Source organism: Pseudoalteromonas sp. SW0106-04 (assembly GCF_001293805.1).
Taxonomy (GTDB): Bacteria; Pseudomonadota; Gammaproteobacteria; order Enterobacterales; family Alteromonadaceae; genus Pseudoalteromonas; species Pseudoalteromonas ruthenica.
Genome location: NZ_BCAI01000005.1, coordinates 146,381 through 160,344 on the forward strand (window position 1 = coordinate 146,381; position 13,964 = coordinate 160,344).

Genomic DNA, 13,964 nt, shown 5'->3' on the forward strand with positions numbered 1-13,964 from the left:
ATATAACTTATTATCGAGACGCTTTAGCATGTTGAGGGGAGATAAACCGGGCCCTTTTCGATTAGTCGCTTGGTGTGCAGGTTTAGGCTGGGTGCTTTTTGTTGTGGTATTAGTATTGATTCACTACGCTCGCCCTGATGTAGATTACGGCATATTACGTTATTTCGACGTGCCCATTCGCGAGCATTGGCTCTTAAAACCGAAAAATAGCGCCTTAATCATGCTAATGCTGTGTGGTCTTTGCTGCGTTTGTGGCATTATAAGGGCAAGAAATATAAATAAAATGATGCATCTGGCTGCACTTTCGCTTATTGCTTTAGCGTTTTTGTGTGTCAGCTTTACCCTTGCAATCTTAAGTTAAAATGCAGTGAGTAGTTAATGAAACAAGCTTTTATCCTACGCGGCTTGCCAGGTAGTGGTAAAACCCACTATGCGCAGAGCCTTGCCGACGACCTCGTTGCCGGCGATGCTAGCCAATACTTTATTTGCAGTACCGACGATTTCTTCGTGCAAGATGGTCACTATCAATTCGATAAACACAAGTTACCTGAATATCACAATCTTAATTTAGCCCGCTATATTAAAGCGCTCGCTGAGGGCATTCCGTTAGTGATTGTTGATAACACCAATATCAAAAAATGGGAATTTATCGCCTATATTGAAGCCGCGCACGCGCTCGGTTATCAAGTCAAAGAAGTGATCGTGGGCGAGGTAAAAGACAAAGCAATGCAACACCTTTATGCTCAGCGCAACACCCACAAAGTAGCGCTGCGGACGATAGCGAAAATGGCCTATCAATTTGAGTGGTAATTGACCATATCAAGGAGCATTGATGAGTAACAAGCAAGTAGAGCATGACACCCAAAAACCTAAACTAGCGCATGAGCTCCACCAAGAACTTCCGGTTGATCATCCCGATGCGTTTTTTCGCATGCTACACAAAGTGATTCGCTGTGCTATTTGTGTTTTAGCCCTGTGTATGGTGGCAGTAATACTCTGGGGGGTGGGCGATGTTATGTACATTATTTACGAGCGATTAATGCAGCCACCTTACTTTTTACTAGATGTAAATGACATCTTTTATACCTTTGGTGGCTTTATGGCTGTGTTGATAGCGGTGGAAATATTTATCAACATTAGGATGTATCTAGGGAGCAATGTTTTTCCTGTCAAACTTGTCGTCGCGACTGCTTTGATGGCTATCGCTCGTAAAGTGATCATCCTCGATTTTGATACCCTCACCCCGCTTTACCTGATAGGTATCGCTGCTACAACTTTAGCGCTGGGGATAACCTACTGGCTTTTGGGCAAAGCGCCCAATGATGATTATGACCATTAGATGGATATTGATAAAAAAACCGCCTCTAGGGCGGTTTTTTTATTACATGGCGTTGTATTCGTCTTCCCAGAAGAACTTTTCTTCGCCAAATGCCGGCTTTAAGTCATTAAGCCATGTGGCGTTTTCGTCATACTTAGCAAAGAAAGGACGCTGAACCCAATCTGGGTTGCGAGCTTGAATAAAGCGCAGTACGAAAACCTTTTCACCGGCAATCTCGCTGACGCCAGATACTTCCACTTTACCTGGGCCGGCACTCATAGATGGGCCGCGCACGGTGCGACTGACACCGGATACCTGTTTATAAGCTTCGCGGAAGGTTTCCCAAGTTTTATAAAGTGGTAGCTCAAAGTAACGCTTGGCCCCGGTATCACGTTCAATAAACATGTAGTACGGGATCATCCCTAGCTGCGTTTGCTCTTTCCACATTTCCGCCCACATATTCGGGTCGGTATTAATGTTGTTAAGTAGTGGTGCTTGGGTACGGATTTGCGCGCCGGTTTTGCGCAATAGGGCAATCGCTTCGCGTGTAGCTGCGGTGCGCAGCTCTTGCTTATGGTTTATGTGGGCCATAATGGAAACGTGCTTGCCTGCATCCACAAGCTCTTTAATCAAGGCCAGTAAGTCTTGCGCATCAGGATCGGTTAAATAACGGAACGGCCAGAAAGTCAGTGACTTGGTGCCAATACGGATGGTGCGAATATGGTCAAATTCGGGCTCTTTAAGCTTTTCAAGGTAGCCACGAAGCTTGACGGTACGCATTACCATTGGGTCACCGCCAGTGACGAGTAGATCGGTAACCTCTTTGTGCTCACGCAGATAGTTATGCAGTAAGTCCGCATCGTTGTTATTGAATCGTGTCGCTTTACCAACAAACTGCGCCCAGCGGAAGCAGAAAGTACAGTAAGAATGACAATATTGTCCTTGTGCTGGGAAGAACAACACGGTTTCTTTGTACTTATGTTGGATGCCTTCAACGCGCTCACCATCGAGCTCAGGCACATTCTTTTCCATTTGCCCGGCAGGGTGCGGGTTCAGCTTGTTACGGATCTGTTGTGCCAGTTCCATTACCTGTTCAGCGGTTGGGTCCGTTCTATGCAGCGCAGCCATTTGCTCGTACGACTCGTCATCTAACATACCACGCTGAGGAAACGTAAGTTGGAATACCGGATCATTGGGAACTTTATCCCAATCAATCAATTCTTCAATTACAAAGTTATTTACGCGGAATGGGAATACACTGGCCACGACCTTCATCTCAAAGCGCATATGCTCTGGTAGTTGGTGTAGGGCTTCAATTTTATCAATTTGACGGTGTTGATACACGGTAAACCTAGGCGGGACAAAGGTTTCCGCTGGCTGTATTTGAACGGTTTGCTGCATATATTTTCACTTGCTAGTTGAAAAGGTTGGTACTCTAACAAAAAGGTCAAGCCAATTCCTAGTCCTAAGTGCGAATATAATTGCGCTGCAACACGCAAAGAGCGGCCTTTGGCGCGCTCAAGCGTGTGTGAAATTGCTACGCAGTGAAACTAATTGTTCAGCGAAAAGTAAGCTAACTCTTTGAGCTGATTATAAACTGTGGCGATAGCCAGCTCAAAGGGGCAACAGTCACCACCTCATTAGTAGTGGCCCTGAGCGATAGCATCGTATATTGCCGTGGCCAAGCGCTGAATGTCGCTTTCGCTGCTAACAAACGGCGGCATAAGATAAATCAATTTACCAAAGGGGCGGATCCACACTCCTTGGCTAACAAAGAACTGCTGGATCTTGGCGACATCCACAGCGCTATTGAGCTCAACTACACCAATGGCGCCAAGGCGGCGTACATCAACCACGGCGGCTAATTCGCGGCAGCGCTCTAAGGCACCAAGCCAATGATGAATATCCTTTATTTGCCCATGCCAATTATTATCGAGCAACAATTCGAGGCTTTTGTTGGCCACGGCGCAGGCCAGCGGGTTACCCATAAAGGTGGGACCGTGCATCAAAACGCCTGCTTCGCCTTCGCAAATACCGCGTGCTACATGACTCGTGGTCAATGTTGCGGCTAAGGTCATATAGCCACCGGTAAGTGCCTTACCGACACACATAATATCTGGAGTAATATCGGCGTGTTCAACAGCGAACAAGGTACCGGTGCGGCCAAAACCAGTGGCAATTTCGTCGCAAATAAGCAATATCTCGTAGCGGTCGCACAACTGGCGCACGGTTTTTAAATAGTCGGGATGATAAAAGTTCATACCGCCGGCATTTTGGACGATGGGCTCAATGATAAAAGCCGCCACTTCATGATGATGTTTGGCAAAGTATTGCTCTAGGGTGTGCGCCTCTTCTGCGTCGAAGTGTTCATTAAAACGGCTACGGGGTGGCGGCACAAAGATTTGTTCGGGTAAAAATCCGCGATACATACTGTGCATTGAGTTGACCGGGTCGCACACACTCATCGCGGCAAAGGTATCGCCGTGATAGCCCTTTTGCGGGGTCATAAGCTTATGCTTTTGTTTATGGCCTTGGCTATACCAATATTGCACTGCCATTTTTATTGCCACTTCCACACTTACTGAGCCGCCATCGGCAAGAAACACCTTGTCGAGCGCTTTAGGAGTCATCGCCACTAATTTTTTACACAGTTCAACTGCTGGCGCGTGAGTGATACCGCCAAACATAACATGGCTCATATTGTTGCTTTGGCTTTGCAGCGCTTCATTTAGTTTGGGGTGATTGTAGCCATGCAGGGCACTCCACCACGATGCCATACCATCAATTAAGGCTTCGCCACTTTGCAGATAAATGCGGGTTCCCTCAGCATGGGTAACGGGGTAATTGGGAAGAGGGTTGAGCATTGATGTGTAGGGGTGCCAAATGTGCTCACGATCAAACTCAGTGTCGATATGTGTATAATTATTGCTCATAGGTAAACTTCAAATGTCATTTCAGCGTTGACAATACTAAGGCAACTCGTAGACTGATACAAAATTAAATTCTACCGTCGATAATAAAGAGAACTCTATGGAACAGGCCGAAATCCGTCATAACTGGACGCACGAACAAGTTAAAGCCCTTTTTGACATGCCATTTAATGATTTGCTGTTCAAAGCGGCAAGCATTCACCGTCAACACTTTAACCCCAACGAAGTGCAAATTTCGACTTTATTATCGATTAAAACCGGCGCCTGCCCAGAAGATTGTAAATATTGCCCTCAGTCAGGGCACTACAAAACCGACCTCGAGCGTGAACGCTTGATGGAAGTTGAAAAAGTGGTTGAGCAAGCAAGGGCAGCCAAGTCAAAAGGTGCGACCCGTTTTTGCATGGGCGCAGCATGGTCAGACCCAAAAGACCGCGACATGCCTTACATTGAGCGCATGGTCCGAGAAGTAAAAGAACTGGGTTTAGAAACCTGCATGACACTGGGCAAGCTCGATAACGATAAAGCCAAGCAGCTGCGCGGGGCGGGGTTAGACTACTATAACCATAACCTTGATACTTCACCTGAATACTATGAGCAGATTATCACGACGCGCACTTACCAAGACCGTTTAGACACACTGGATCATGTGCGTGATGCCGGCATGAAGGTATGCTCCGGTGGTATTATCGGTATGGGAGAGCAGGCTTCTGATCGCTACGGCCTACTGATCCAGCTGGCTAATTTGCCTAAGCAACCGGAAAGTGTGCCGATTAATATGCTGGTTAAGGTCAAGGGCACGCCTTTAGAAAACGTCGATGATTTAGACCAGTTCGAATTCATTCGCACTATTGCTGTGGCGCGTATCATGATGCCGAAAAGCTACGTGCGTTTATCAGCAGGGCGCACGGCAATGAATGAGCAGATGCAAAGCATGTGTTTCTTTGCCGGAGCAAATTCCATTTTCTATGGTGACAAACTGCTGACCACCGACAACCCTGAAGCCGATGCCGATATGAACCTTATTCGCAAATTGGGGATGCGCCCAGAGCAGGCTCAGGATTACTCAGACGAGGCCTATGAAGCGTCATTAAGTTCAGCTATCGCTGATAAGAAAACCTCAGAGCTGTTTTACGAAGCACCCTAATGGCGTTTGAATACATTGATAATGTGCTCGAGGGTGCCAAAGAGCAGCACTTACTGCGCCAGCGCGTGGTAGTCGATGACATTTGTGCGCGCACCTTGGCCGTGGATGGTCGACGCTATTTAAATTTTGCGTCCAATGACTATCTTGCCTTAGGCGATCGGCCGCTGCCGCCATTGAAAGGGCGCAGTGGCGGGCACAGTTCGCCGTTGGTTACTGGTTACAGTCGTGAGCAAGCAGAGCTGGAGCAACGTTTTTGTGCACTTTATGGCTTTGAGTCAGCGCTGCTGTTTGCCAGCGGTTTTAGTGCTAATGCCAGTGTGCTAAAAGCCTTGTTTGCTCAAGCCCGTGAAGGCTTGATTGTGCAAGACAAACTGAATCATGCCAGTTTAGTCGATGGCGGCCTTGCGGCAAACGCACAGATGCAGCGCTTTAATCACAATAATATGGCGCATCTGGATGCGCGCTTGGGTAAATCCAAAGCTCACCATAAGCTGGTGGTAAGCGAGGGCGTGTTCTCAATGGATGGGGACTGCGCGCCGCTTGAACAGCTACGCAATCAGTGTGAGAAGCACCGGGCCTGGTTAATGCTCGATGATGCCCATGGGTTTGGGGTGCTCGGTGGAGGCAAAGGCAGCGCTGTGGTGCTTAAGCCTGATATTTTAGTGCTCACCTTTGGTAAAGCGCTGGCTGCCAACGGGGCTATCGTACTAGCTAGCAACAAGGTCATCGATTTGCTGCTGCAAAGTAATCGCGATTACATCTATTCCACGGCACTGTCCGCTTTGCAATGTGAGGTGATTGACGAGCGACTGACGCAGTTGTTGGCGGCCGACGCCGAGCGCCAACATTTATCTGTACTGATTGATTACTTTAAAAGCCAATGTGCGGCGGCTCATTTAGCGCTGATGCCCTCAGATACACCGATACAGCCGTTGATCGTCGGCGATAGTGAATCAGCGTTGGTGATGCAAAATCAACTTCGTGAAAAAGGCATATGGCTTAGTGCTATACGACCGCCCACTGTGGCCCACAATACTGCGCGTTTGCGTATTACCTTAACAGCAGCCCATACTGAGGAAGATATCGGCACCTTAGTCAGCGCCTTGGAGCAATGCCGATGAGTGCGGCATTAAAACTCACTACCCAGCGGCAATTCTCCAAAGCGGCAACGAATTATCAGCAGCATGCGCGAGTGCAAGCCGCGAGCAGTACCGTTTTGTTAGACCACATTGGCGCCAGACATTTGGGTGTATGTTTAGACTTAGGCGCGGGTCCCGGCGTCAATAGCCATGCGCTCAGTGTCAGGGCACAGCAGTTAGTGTCCCTTGATTTATCAGAATCCATGCTACAGTGTGCACGAACCTTAGGTGGCGATGACAATCATGTGGTGTGTGCAGATATGGACACGCTACCAATACACAGTGCAGCGATAGACACCGTCTTTAGTAACTTTGCGATGCAATGGTCTGCTGATTTAGCTGCCTTACTTTGCGAGTTACACCGTATTTTAACGGCGAATGGGCGGGCATATATTGCCGTGGTGAGCGAAGGCTCCCTTGAGGAAGTGAAAGCTGCTTTTGCCACGGCAGGGGTGCCAGCCATTAACCAATTTATACGTGTTGACGATTTGACCATCGCAGCAAAGCAAGCTGGGTTTAAGGTGCAATGGCAGCATCAAGCAAGGCTACTTGATCGCTTTGACAGTGCTAAACAGGCGTTAAAAAGTTTATCGGCTATTGGTGCCAATAGCTGTGAGCATGGCCACCGTCACTTATCGAAAAATCAGTATATGCAGGTTCTCAACCATTTACAGGGATCGCAGCCGGGCGTGGAATTAAGCTACAACGTCGCATTTTTGGAGCTCATTAAATGAAACAATTTTTTGTTACCGCAACCGATACCGATGCAGGTAAAACCCATGTCACCAGCTTGCTACTGAAACTCGCTGTACAGCATAAAAAGAAGGCGGCCGGGTTCAAGCCCATCGCCGCAGGTGCTGAGGAGGCGTTTGGCCGACTGGTCAATACCGATGCACTGACGCTCATCGAAAGCGGCAACACCAATGTGCTCTATGAGCAAGTAAATCCGTTTATTTTTGCGCCACCGATTGCACCTCATATTGCCGCTGCGCAGCAAGGAGAACATATTAGCGTTAGCAAGTTACGCAGCGCATACGACGAGTTTAAAAGTTGCGGTGCCGATATTCTCATTACCGAAGGCGCCGGAGGTTGGCTATTACCCATTAATGACACGGAGCTGTTAAGTGATTGGGTGCTTGCTGAGCAGCTGCCAGTCATTTTAGTTGTGGGTATGAAACTCGGTTGCCTCAACCATGCATTGTTAACTATGGAAGTGCTGGCGCATCAAGGTGTACACGTCGCTGGGTGGATAGCCAACCAAGTGGATCCACAGATGCAGGAATACGATGCCAATTTAGCCACTTTGAAAGCAAGGCTGCCAGCCCCATTTCTTGGTGAAAGCCCTTATACCGAGCACACACCAAAGCTAAAAATCCACCGCGCACTCATGGAGCTATTCGAGTTAGGTTAAGGTTACAGTTGCTTACAAATCCGTTTGCCGAAATAACTTGATACCGTAAACATCTGCCTATATATATTGAGCATAACGCGTCGATAGGGTGACGCTATCCATTATGGATCACTCGATGATCCCTAATGAATAATCTTACCCGTTGGAGAAATGTAGTATGAAACGTGTTGTGCTCTTTTTATTGACCAACCTTGCCGTTATGTTAGTGCTAGGTGTGGTGTTATCTATCGTATTCTCAGTGCTGGGGATATCAAGTCGCAGTATGGGGGGGATCCTCATCATCGCCGCTTTGTTTGGTTTTGGTGGCTCCTTTATCTCATTGTTGATGTCTAAGTGGATAGCTAAACGCTCTACTGGCGCATATGTTATTGAGCAGCCGCGCTCCGGTACCGAGCAGTGGCTGGTAAACACGGTTGCCGAGCAAGCGCGTCAACGTGGTATCAACATGCCAGAGGTCGCTATTTACGACAGCCCAGAAATCAATGCTTTTGCTACTGGACCATCGAAAAACAACGCGTTAGTCGCGGTAAGCAGTGGCTTGCTTCACAACATGAGCCAAGAAGAAGCCGAAGCGGTTCTCGCTCATGAAGTCTCTCATGTGGCCAATGGCGACATGGTGACATTGACGTTGATTCAAGGAGTCGTGAATACCTTCGTTATCTTCTTTGCTAAGGTATTGGCTGGCATCGTTGATAATTTCCTCAATGGCGATGAGGAGCAAAGTGGCCCCAGCTGGACCTATTTTATTTTCGATATGGTGTTTCAGGTGTTATTTGGCATACTCGCTTCTGTGGTCGTTGCTTACTTCAGCCGCAAACGTGAATTTGCCGCAGACAGAGGCGCAGCCGAGTTAGTGGGCGCACATAAAATGCGTGCCGCACTAGAGCGCTTAAAAGGCAACCATGAGTCACAGCTAGAAGGCTCAATGATGGCCTTTGGTATCGCACCAGGGCGCTCTATTGGTGAGCTATTTGCTTCACACCCGCCATTGGATGCGCGAATTCATGCACTGTCAACGCAAAGCTAACGGCTGTTGTGGAACTAAAAAAAGCGCACTTTGGAGTGCGCTTTTTTGTTTTCAGTTAAGCAATTACGCGCTTTGTTGCTGGCGTTGCTGCTGGTTGGGGATCAACTCCTCAACCACCTCTTTGGCGCTTAGGGTGTAGCGGACGCCATCAAACATCACCGAGACGAACTCCTCAATGCCAGTGATCCCTGTTAACGTCCAGCCTTCGCCGCGTTTAGGGCAGTACACCGTGGTAGTAGGAGGAACCATAATAAAATCATCAGCCATGAGTGTTTTTAACTTCTAGTGCTTGCTCTTGAGCATAGTTTAAGGCAATAATTCGCTAACTCAAGCCCGATATACTCTTACCGCTATGAATCGCTGCCCATCTCGCGGGCTCAGTTTACGCCCCATAGGCCACAAAGATGCGCCGGCAATGTTTGCTATCCTCTCGCAGCCTTTGGTTTTTCGCTTTAATGATTATTTACCACCGAAAACTAAAACTGAGGTGCGTAGTATGATTCAAGCGGACATCGAACTACTTCTAAAAGGGCAAGGCGTGCGCTTAGCTATCATTCACCAGCACCAGGTCATTGGTAGCTGCGGCCTATATAATATCGCCCAAGGTTGCGCGGAGCTCGGCTTTGAACTTCATCCTCAGCATTGGGGTAAAGGTTATATGCAAGCAGCCATAGCTTTGCTATTAGCCGAATACGGCCGCTATATTGATAAGCCGCTCGCGCGTATCCAAGCACGAGTGATGGTCGAAAATCACCGCAGTATCAATACGCTTACCCGTGCAGGCTTCAAACCAATTAGCGCACAACATTACAGTTTAGCGTTACCGGCCTGTACACTCGATATTGGCGAGCAACTCAATCAAGCAAGTTAATCCTGATTAGAGTAGGGCGAGCTTGGCACTTAAGCGACGCACCATAGCATTAGCGTTAGGGGCTGGCTGATTTAACCCCTCTATTAAAGTCATAAAGTAACAGTCCATCATGGCTGCGGCACGCACCTCGTCATACTGGGGAGCCGATGCAAATAGCAAGGCTTTAAATTGCTGTATTTGCTCATCGAAAAACTGTCCTTGCCAAATCAAACTCTGTAGTAGGGTCTTACTGAATTCCACATGCTGCAAATAAAACGCATACAGGTGCGTGGCATAGTGGCGCATTTTCAGTTTTGGCTGCTGATGGTCGTCACTGCGTTGAGCATCAGCGATGACGTTATCAATCTGCGCAATCATTAACACCTTGAGCAACTCATCTTTATTCGCAAAATGGCTAAACAAGGTGCCATTTGCTATCCCTGCAGCCTTGGCAATATCACGTGTTGACGTGCTCTCAAACCCTTTGGCAATAAACAGCTCCCACGCGGTTTGGCAGATCCGTGTTCGCGTTTGCAGTTTTTTAGGCGTTAATTGGTGACTCAAAACAAACCCTTTTGCTTGATATTGAGCGTGCTCAATTATTATAATGAGCGCGCTCATTTTTATAAGTTAATGGAAAACTACAATGGAATCAGTCGTTAATATAGTATCACGGATAATCGGTTATGTGTTGTTTGTGCCCTTTATATGCTTTTACAGCTATGTGTTAGGGCCGGTGCTAAAGGCGGTGCTCATCCCCGGAGGGGTGGTGGTTTTGGCATTGATAATGGGGCCCGCTAAGGCATGGCGAGTTTGGAAAGCAGCGAATGGATAACTTTGTTCATTGCCCCTAGCAACAAAACTTAGCCATGCTTTTTATCGGGCTTTTTAGTATAATGCGCGACAATTTTTGTGGTGAAAGAGAATCACTGCGGCGCTAACCCCCTTTGATGCTTGGTCATCATACGGCGTAATTTACATTTATATCGTTCATACTGAGGAGTGGCAATGAAAGTAGGAATTATTATGGGCTCAAAGTCAGACTGGCCCACCATGCAACATGCGGCGGACATGCTGGATAAATTCGGTGTCGAGTATGAAACCAAAGTGGTTTCTGCGCATCGCACTCCTCAACTCTTAGCTGATTACGCGAGCTCAGCTGCTGAGCGTGGTATTAAAGTGATCATCGCCGGTGCCGGCGGGGCTGCGCATTTACCGGGTATGGCGGCCGCTTTTACCTCGCTGCCGGTATTGGGCGTGCCAGTAAAATCGAAAGCGCTCAATGGCGTTGACTCGTTATTATCAATCTGCCAAATGCCAAAAGGTGTGGCGGTAGGTACTTTAGCTATTGGTGATGCCGGTGCCGCGAATGCGGGACTGTTGGCAGCGCAAATCTTGGGCTGTCAGCAACCTGAGCTACTGGCGAAAATCGACCAATTTCGTGCCGAGCAGACAGAGACTGTTTTAGCTAACCCTAACCCAGCTGAATAAGCGAGTCGTATATGCAAATGTTAGTTCTGGGCGCGGGCCAACTAGCGCGAATGATGGCGCTTGTAGCAGCGCCGCTGGATATCCATATTCGTGCTTATGACGTGGCCAGCAAACAAGTGGTGCACCCGGTAACCGGTGAGCACTATACGCAAACGTTAGAGCAAGCAATCGCCAGTAGCGAACGTATTACTGCTGAGTTTGAGCATATTCCCAGCGATGTGCTTGCGGCTTGTGAGCAAAGCGGCAAATTCTTCCCCGGTAAAAAAGCCATTGAATGCGGCGGCGACCGCGCCAAAGAGAAGGCGCTGCTCGATAGTGCTGGCGTACCGAGTGCTCCGTATATTTTAGTGAGTGAGCGTGCCCACCTTGAGCAGGCGGTGAATGAATTGGGTTTACCTTTGGTGATCAAAACTTGTCAGGCTGGGTACGACGGCAAAGGCCAATGGCGCTTAAAAAGCATCGAACAAACTGATGAAATCTGGCAAGAAATGCAGGCATTTTTAGATAAAGATGCGTCGCATCGCATTATTTGTGAAAAGATGATTGCGTTTGACCGTGAAGTTTCAGTGATAGGTGCGCGCGATGCACAAGGGAATGTAAAAGTATACCCGGTCACCGAAAATGAACACACTGACGGGGTGTTAACGCTGTCGGTCGCAGGCATCGTCAGCCAAGACATGCAATCTCAGGCGGTAGATGCCTACAGCAAAATAGCCAATGCGCTGGATTATGTTGGCGTACTTGCTATCGAGTTTTTCGATGTTGACGGTGAATTGTTAGTCAATGAGATTGCGCCGCGTGTGCACAACTCGGGTCATTGGACACAGCAAGGCGCTTATTGTTGCCAGTTCGAGAACCATGTGCGTGCTGTTGCCGGTTTGCCTTTGGGTTGTACTTATCTATTACAGCCGAGTGCGATGATTAACGTTTTGGGTCAGCCAGCGATCCCGGCAGAGGTATTGGCCACCACCGGCGTTCGCAGTCACTGGTATGGTAAAGCGGTAAAACCAGGGCGAAAAATGGGGCATATCAATGTCAGTGCTAATACCTTGCATGAGCTTGGGGAGCGTCTCGGTGAATTGCATGAGCACCTCAGCGAGCAGGATTATCCTGGTATTGAAGCACGAGCCCATCAGTTAATTCTCAATTAGCACTTGTGGTTGCAAAGTACGGATGGCAACCAACAAGACTATTTAAGCTAATAAACCGAGCCTTGAAGCTCGGTTTTTTCATCCCAAACGCTGACACAATGTCATTAACAGCTGCTAGTATGGCGTTTTCATTTTGCTTATATAAGAGAAAACCCTAAATGACCTTGTGCAAACGTTTTGGCCTTATTGGCTCCTTGTGTCTGTTCGTTGCGGCCTGTGCGCAACCTCATTCGTCTATGCCAACAACGCTGCGTATCGCGACCTTTAACGTCAGTATGGATGGCTCGAACTACGTTACTAACCCCAGTGAGCTAAGTGAGTCGCCTTTACCTGCCTTGCTAGCCCAAGGGCAACACCCGCAAATTCACAATATCGCGCATATTATTCAACGGGTGCGTCCTGATGTGATATTGCTCAATGAATTCGATTATAACGAGAATTGGCGCGAACAAGTTGATGCTTTTCAACGCCACTATCTAGGCAAAGATCATGGCAGTGTAAAAGCCATTCATTACCCCTACAGCTATAGTGCGCCAGTTAATACCGGTGTTGCCAGCGACTACGACTTTGACGGTAATGGTAAGCTCTCTGGCAATGGCGGAGATGCTTATGGCTTTGGTTTTTACCCTGGCCAATACGGCATGGTGATCTTAAGCCGCTACCCCATTGACTATGAGCGCGTGCGCACGTTTGCACAATTGAAATGGGCGCAACAACCGCAGGCGCAGATGCCCATGCTTGATGGCAATGCTTTTTATGATAACCGTACATGGCAAGCTGCGCGCTTAAGCTCTAAGTCATTCTGGGATGTGCCTATTAGTGTTGATGGTAAACGTGTGCATCTACTGGCATCTCATCCTACACCACCGGTGTTCGATGGTCCGGAAGATAGAAACGGTCTGCGTAATAAAGCTGAGATTAAACTAATAGCCGATTATTTAGATAATCAAAGCGATTATTTGGTGGATGACCAAGGCCGCCAAGGAGGCCTCAATACCAACAGCCGATTTGTTATCTTGGGAGATTTGAACGCTGCACCGCAAGGCGATAAAGCGCGTCCTGAGGCCATTAATCAAGTGTTAGCGCATGATAAAGTGGATGCCAGCATGGTGCCCGAGAGCTCCGGAGGAGCAGGGGTGGATGAGCAAGCGTATGCGCGTTATTACACCGCCAGCTGGCGTGCTAGAGCTGATTATGTGTTGCCATCAAAGTTCGGTTTTGAGCCAATCTCGGCAGGTGTATATTGGCCGACGGAGCAAGACCCGGCACAATATAAATTAATTAGTGATAGAAAAGCCTCGTCAGATCATCGTCTTGTGTGGATGGACCTAAAATTAATAAAAAAACAGTGAACCATTTAGCCGCTTAGTACTCTATATATATGTGAAGCAGGTTCCGTACTTGTTTCGTTATTGCTAGCGCAGAGTTTTGGTCAGCATCCCTTGCTGACCTTTTTTTTGTCTAAGTAAACTGCCGTTGGTCTTAAAACACTGTCTTTGCTTG

At 48.0% G+C, this 13,964-nt stretch carries 16 protein-coding genes; 12 read left to right on the plus strand and 4 right to left on the minus strand.

Going from position 1 to position 13,964, the window contains the following annotated elements:
• The first annotated feature begins 378 nt into the window (after positions 1 to 378).
• Positions 379 to 810, plus strand: a complete 432-nt coding sequence (locus tag W04_RS08085) for an ATP-binding protein (RefSeq protein WP_022946577.1) — start codon at positions 379 to 381, stop codon at positions 808 to 810.
• Between the two features lie 22 nt (positions 811 to 832).
• Positions 833 to 1,339 carry a phosphate-starvation-inducible PsiE family protein gene (locus tag W04_RS08090; protein WP_053910473.1) on the plus strand — a complete coding sequence of 169 codons (507 nt, stop codon included), beginning with the start codon at positions 833 to 835 and terminating at the stop codon, positions 1,337 to 1,339.
• A 42-nt stretch (positions 1,340 to 1,381) separates the two neighbouring features.
• Here the strand turns inward: W04_RS08090 and W04_RS08095 are convergent, their stop codons facing one another.
• Both W04_RS08095 and bioA read right to left on the minus strand, forming a co-directional pair.
• Positions 1,382 to 2,719 carry a KamA family radical SAM protein gene (locus tag W04_RS08095; RefSeq protein WP_053910474.1) on the minus strand — a complete coding sequence of 446 codons (1,338 nt, stop codon included), beginning with the start codon at positions 2,717 to 2,719 and terminating at the stop codon, positions 1,382 to 1,384.
• A 239-nt stretch (positions 2,720 to 2,958) separates the two neighbouring features.
• Positions 2,959 to 4,251: an adenosylmethionine--8-amino-7-oxononanoate transaminase gene (bioA, locus tag W04_RS08100; protein WP_053910475.1), complete on the minus strand. Its 1,293-nt coding sequence runs from the start codon at positions 4,249 to 4,251 to the stop codon at positions 2,959 to 2,961.
• A gap of 97 nt (positions 4,252 to 4,348) precedes the next feature.
• On the opposite strand from bioA, the gene bioB reads away from it, so the two are divergent.
• The 5 genes from bioB (at position 4,349) to htpX (ending at position 8,969) form a co-directional block, all read left to right on the plus strand.
• On the plus strand, positions 4,349 to 5,392 hold the full coding sequence (gene bioB / locus W04_RS08105) for a biotin synthase BioB (RefSeq protein ID WP_053910476.1): 1,044 nt from the start codon (positions 4,349 to 4,351) through the stop codon (positions 5,390 to 5,392).
• Positions 5,392 to 6,513, plus strand: coding sequence for an 8-amino-7-oxononanoate synthase (locus W04_RS08110; RefSeq protein ID WP_053910477.1), 1,122 nt, complete (start codon positions 5,392 to 5,394; stop codon positions 6,511 to 6,513). The genes bioB and W04_RS08110 overlap by 1 nt, the downstream gene beginning before the upstream one ends.
• On the plus strand, positions 6,510 to 7,265 hold the full coding sequence (locus W04_RS08115; RefSeq protein WP_053910478.1) for a methyltransferase domain-containing protein: 756 nt from the start codon (positions 6,510 to 6,512) through the stop codon (positions 7,263 to 7,265). The genes W04_RS08110 and W04_RS08115 overlap by 4 nt, the downstream gene beginning before the upstream one ends.
• Complete coding sequence (gene bioD, locus W04_RS08120) at positions 7,262 to 7,942, plus strand: dethiobiotin synthase (RefSeq protein WP_022946583.1); 681 nt, start codon at positions 7,262 to 7,264, stop codon at positions 7,940 to 7,942. Before W04_RS08115 ends, bioD begins: the two co-directional genes overlap by 4 nt.
• Positions 7,943 to 8,099: 157 nt before the next feature.
• Complete coding sequence (gene htpX / locus W04_RS08125) at positions 8,100 to 8,969, plus strand: protease HtpX (RefSeq protein WP_053910479.1); 870 nt, start codon at positions 8,100 to 8,102, stop codon at positions 8,967 to 8,969.
• A 63-nt stretch (positions 8,970 to 9,032) separates the two neighbouring features.
• Here the strand turns inward: htpX and W04_RS08130 are convergent, their stop codons facing one another.
• On the minus strand, positions 9,033 to 9,236 hold the full coding sequence (locus W04_RS08130) for a hypothetical protein (protein ID WP_022946585.1): 204 nt from the start codon (positions 9,234 to 9,236) through the stop codon (positions 9,033 to 9,035).
• An 85-nt stretch (positions 9,237 to 9,321) separates the two neighbouring features.
• On the opposite strand from W04_RS08130, the gene W04_RS08135 reads away from it, so the two are divergent.
• On the plus strand, positions 9,322 to 9,840 hold the full coding sequence (locus W04_RS08135) for a GNAT family N-acetyltransferase (protein ID WP_053910480.1): 519 nt from the start codon (positions 9,322 to 9,324) through the stop codon (positions 9,838 to 9,840).
• 6 nt (positions 9,841 to 9,846) lie between these two features.
• Here W04_RS08135 and W04_RS08140 read toward each other — a convergent pair whose 3' ends face one another.
• Complete coding sequence (locus W04_RS08140) at positions 9,847 to 10,383, minus strand: TetR/AcrR family transcriptional regulator (RefSeq protein WP_053910514.1); 537 nt, start codon at positions 10,381 to 10,383, stop codon at positions 9,847 to 9,849.
• An 82-nt stretch (positions 10,384 to 10,465) separates the two neighbouring features.
• Here W04_RS08140 and W04_RS08145 point away from each other — a divergent pair, with 82 nt between their 5' ends.
• The 4 genes from W04_RS08145 to W04_RS08160 all read left to right on the plus strand — a co-directional run bounded on the left by W04_RS08145 (position 10,466) and on the right by W04_RS08160 (position 13,813).
• Positions 10,466 to 10,654 carry a hypothetical protein gene (locus tag W04_RS08145; protein WP_022946588.1) on the plus strand — a complete coding sequence of 63 codons (189 nt, stop codon included), beginning with the start codon at positions 10,466 to 10,468 and terminating at the stop codon, positions 10,652 to 10,654.
• A gap of 173 nt (positions 10,655 to 10,827) precedes the next feature.
• Positions 10,828 to 11,310 (plus strand): 5-(carboxyamino)imidazole ribonucleotide mutase, encoded by a 483-nt coding sequence (gene purE, locus W04_RS08150; RefSeq protein WP_022946589.1) that lies wholly within the window; start codon positions 10,828 to 10,830, stop codon positions 11,308 to 11,310.
• Positions 11,311 to 11,321: 11 nt separating this feature from the next.
• Positions 11,322 to 12,461: a 5-(carboxyamino)imidazole ribonucleotide synthase gene (locus tag W04_RS08155; protein WP_053910481.1), complete on the plus strand. Its 1,140-nt coding sequence runs from the start codon at positions 11,322 to 11,324 to the stop codon at positions 12,459 to 12,461.
• Positions 12,462 to 12,619: 158 nt separating this feature from the next.
• On the plus strand, positions 12,620 to 13,813 hold the full coding sequence (locus W04_RS08160) for an endonuclease/exonuclease/phosphatase family protein (protein WP_053910482.1): 1,194 nt from the start codon (positions 12,620 to 12,622) through the stop codon (positions 13,811 to 13,813).
• Positions 13,814 to 13,964: the final 151 nt, after the last annotated feature.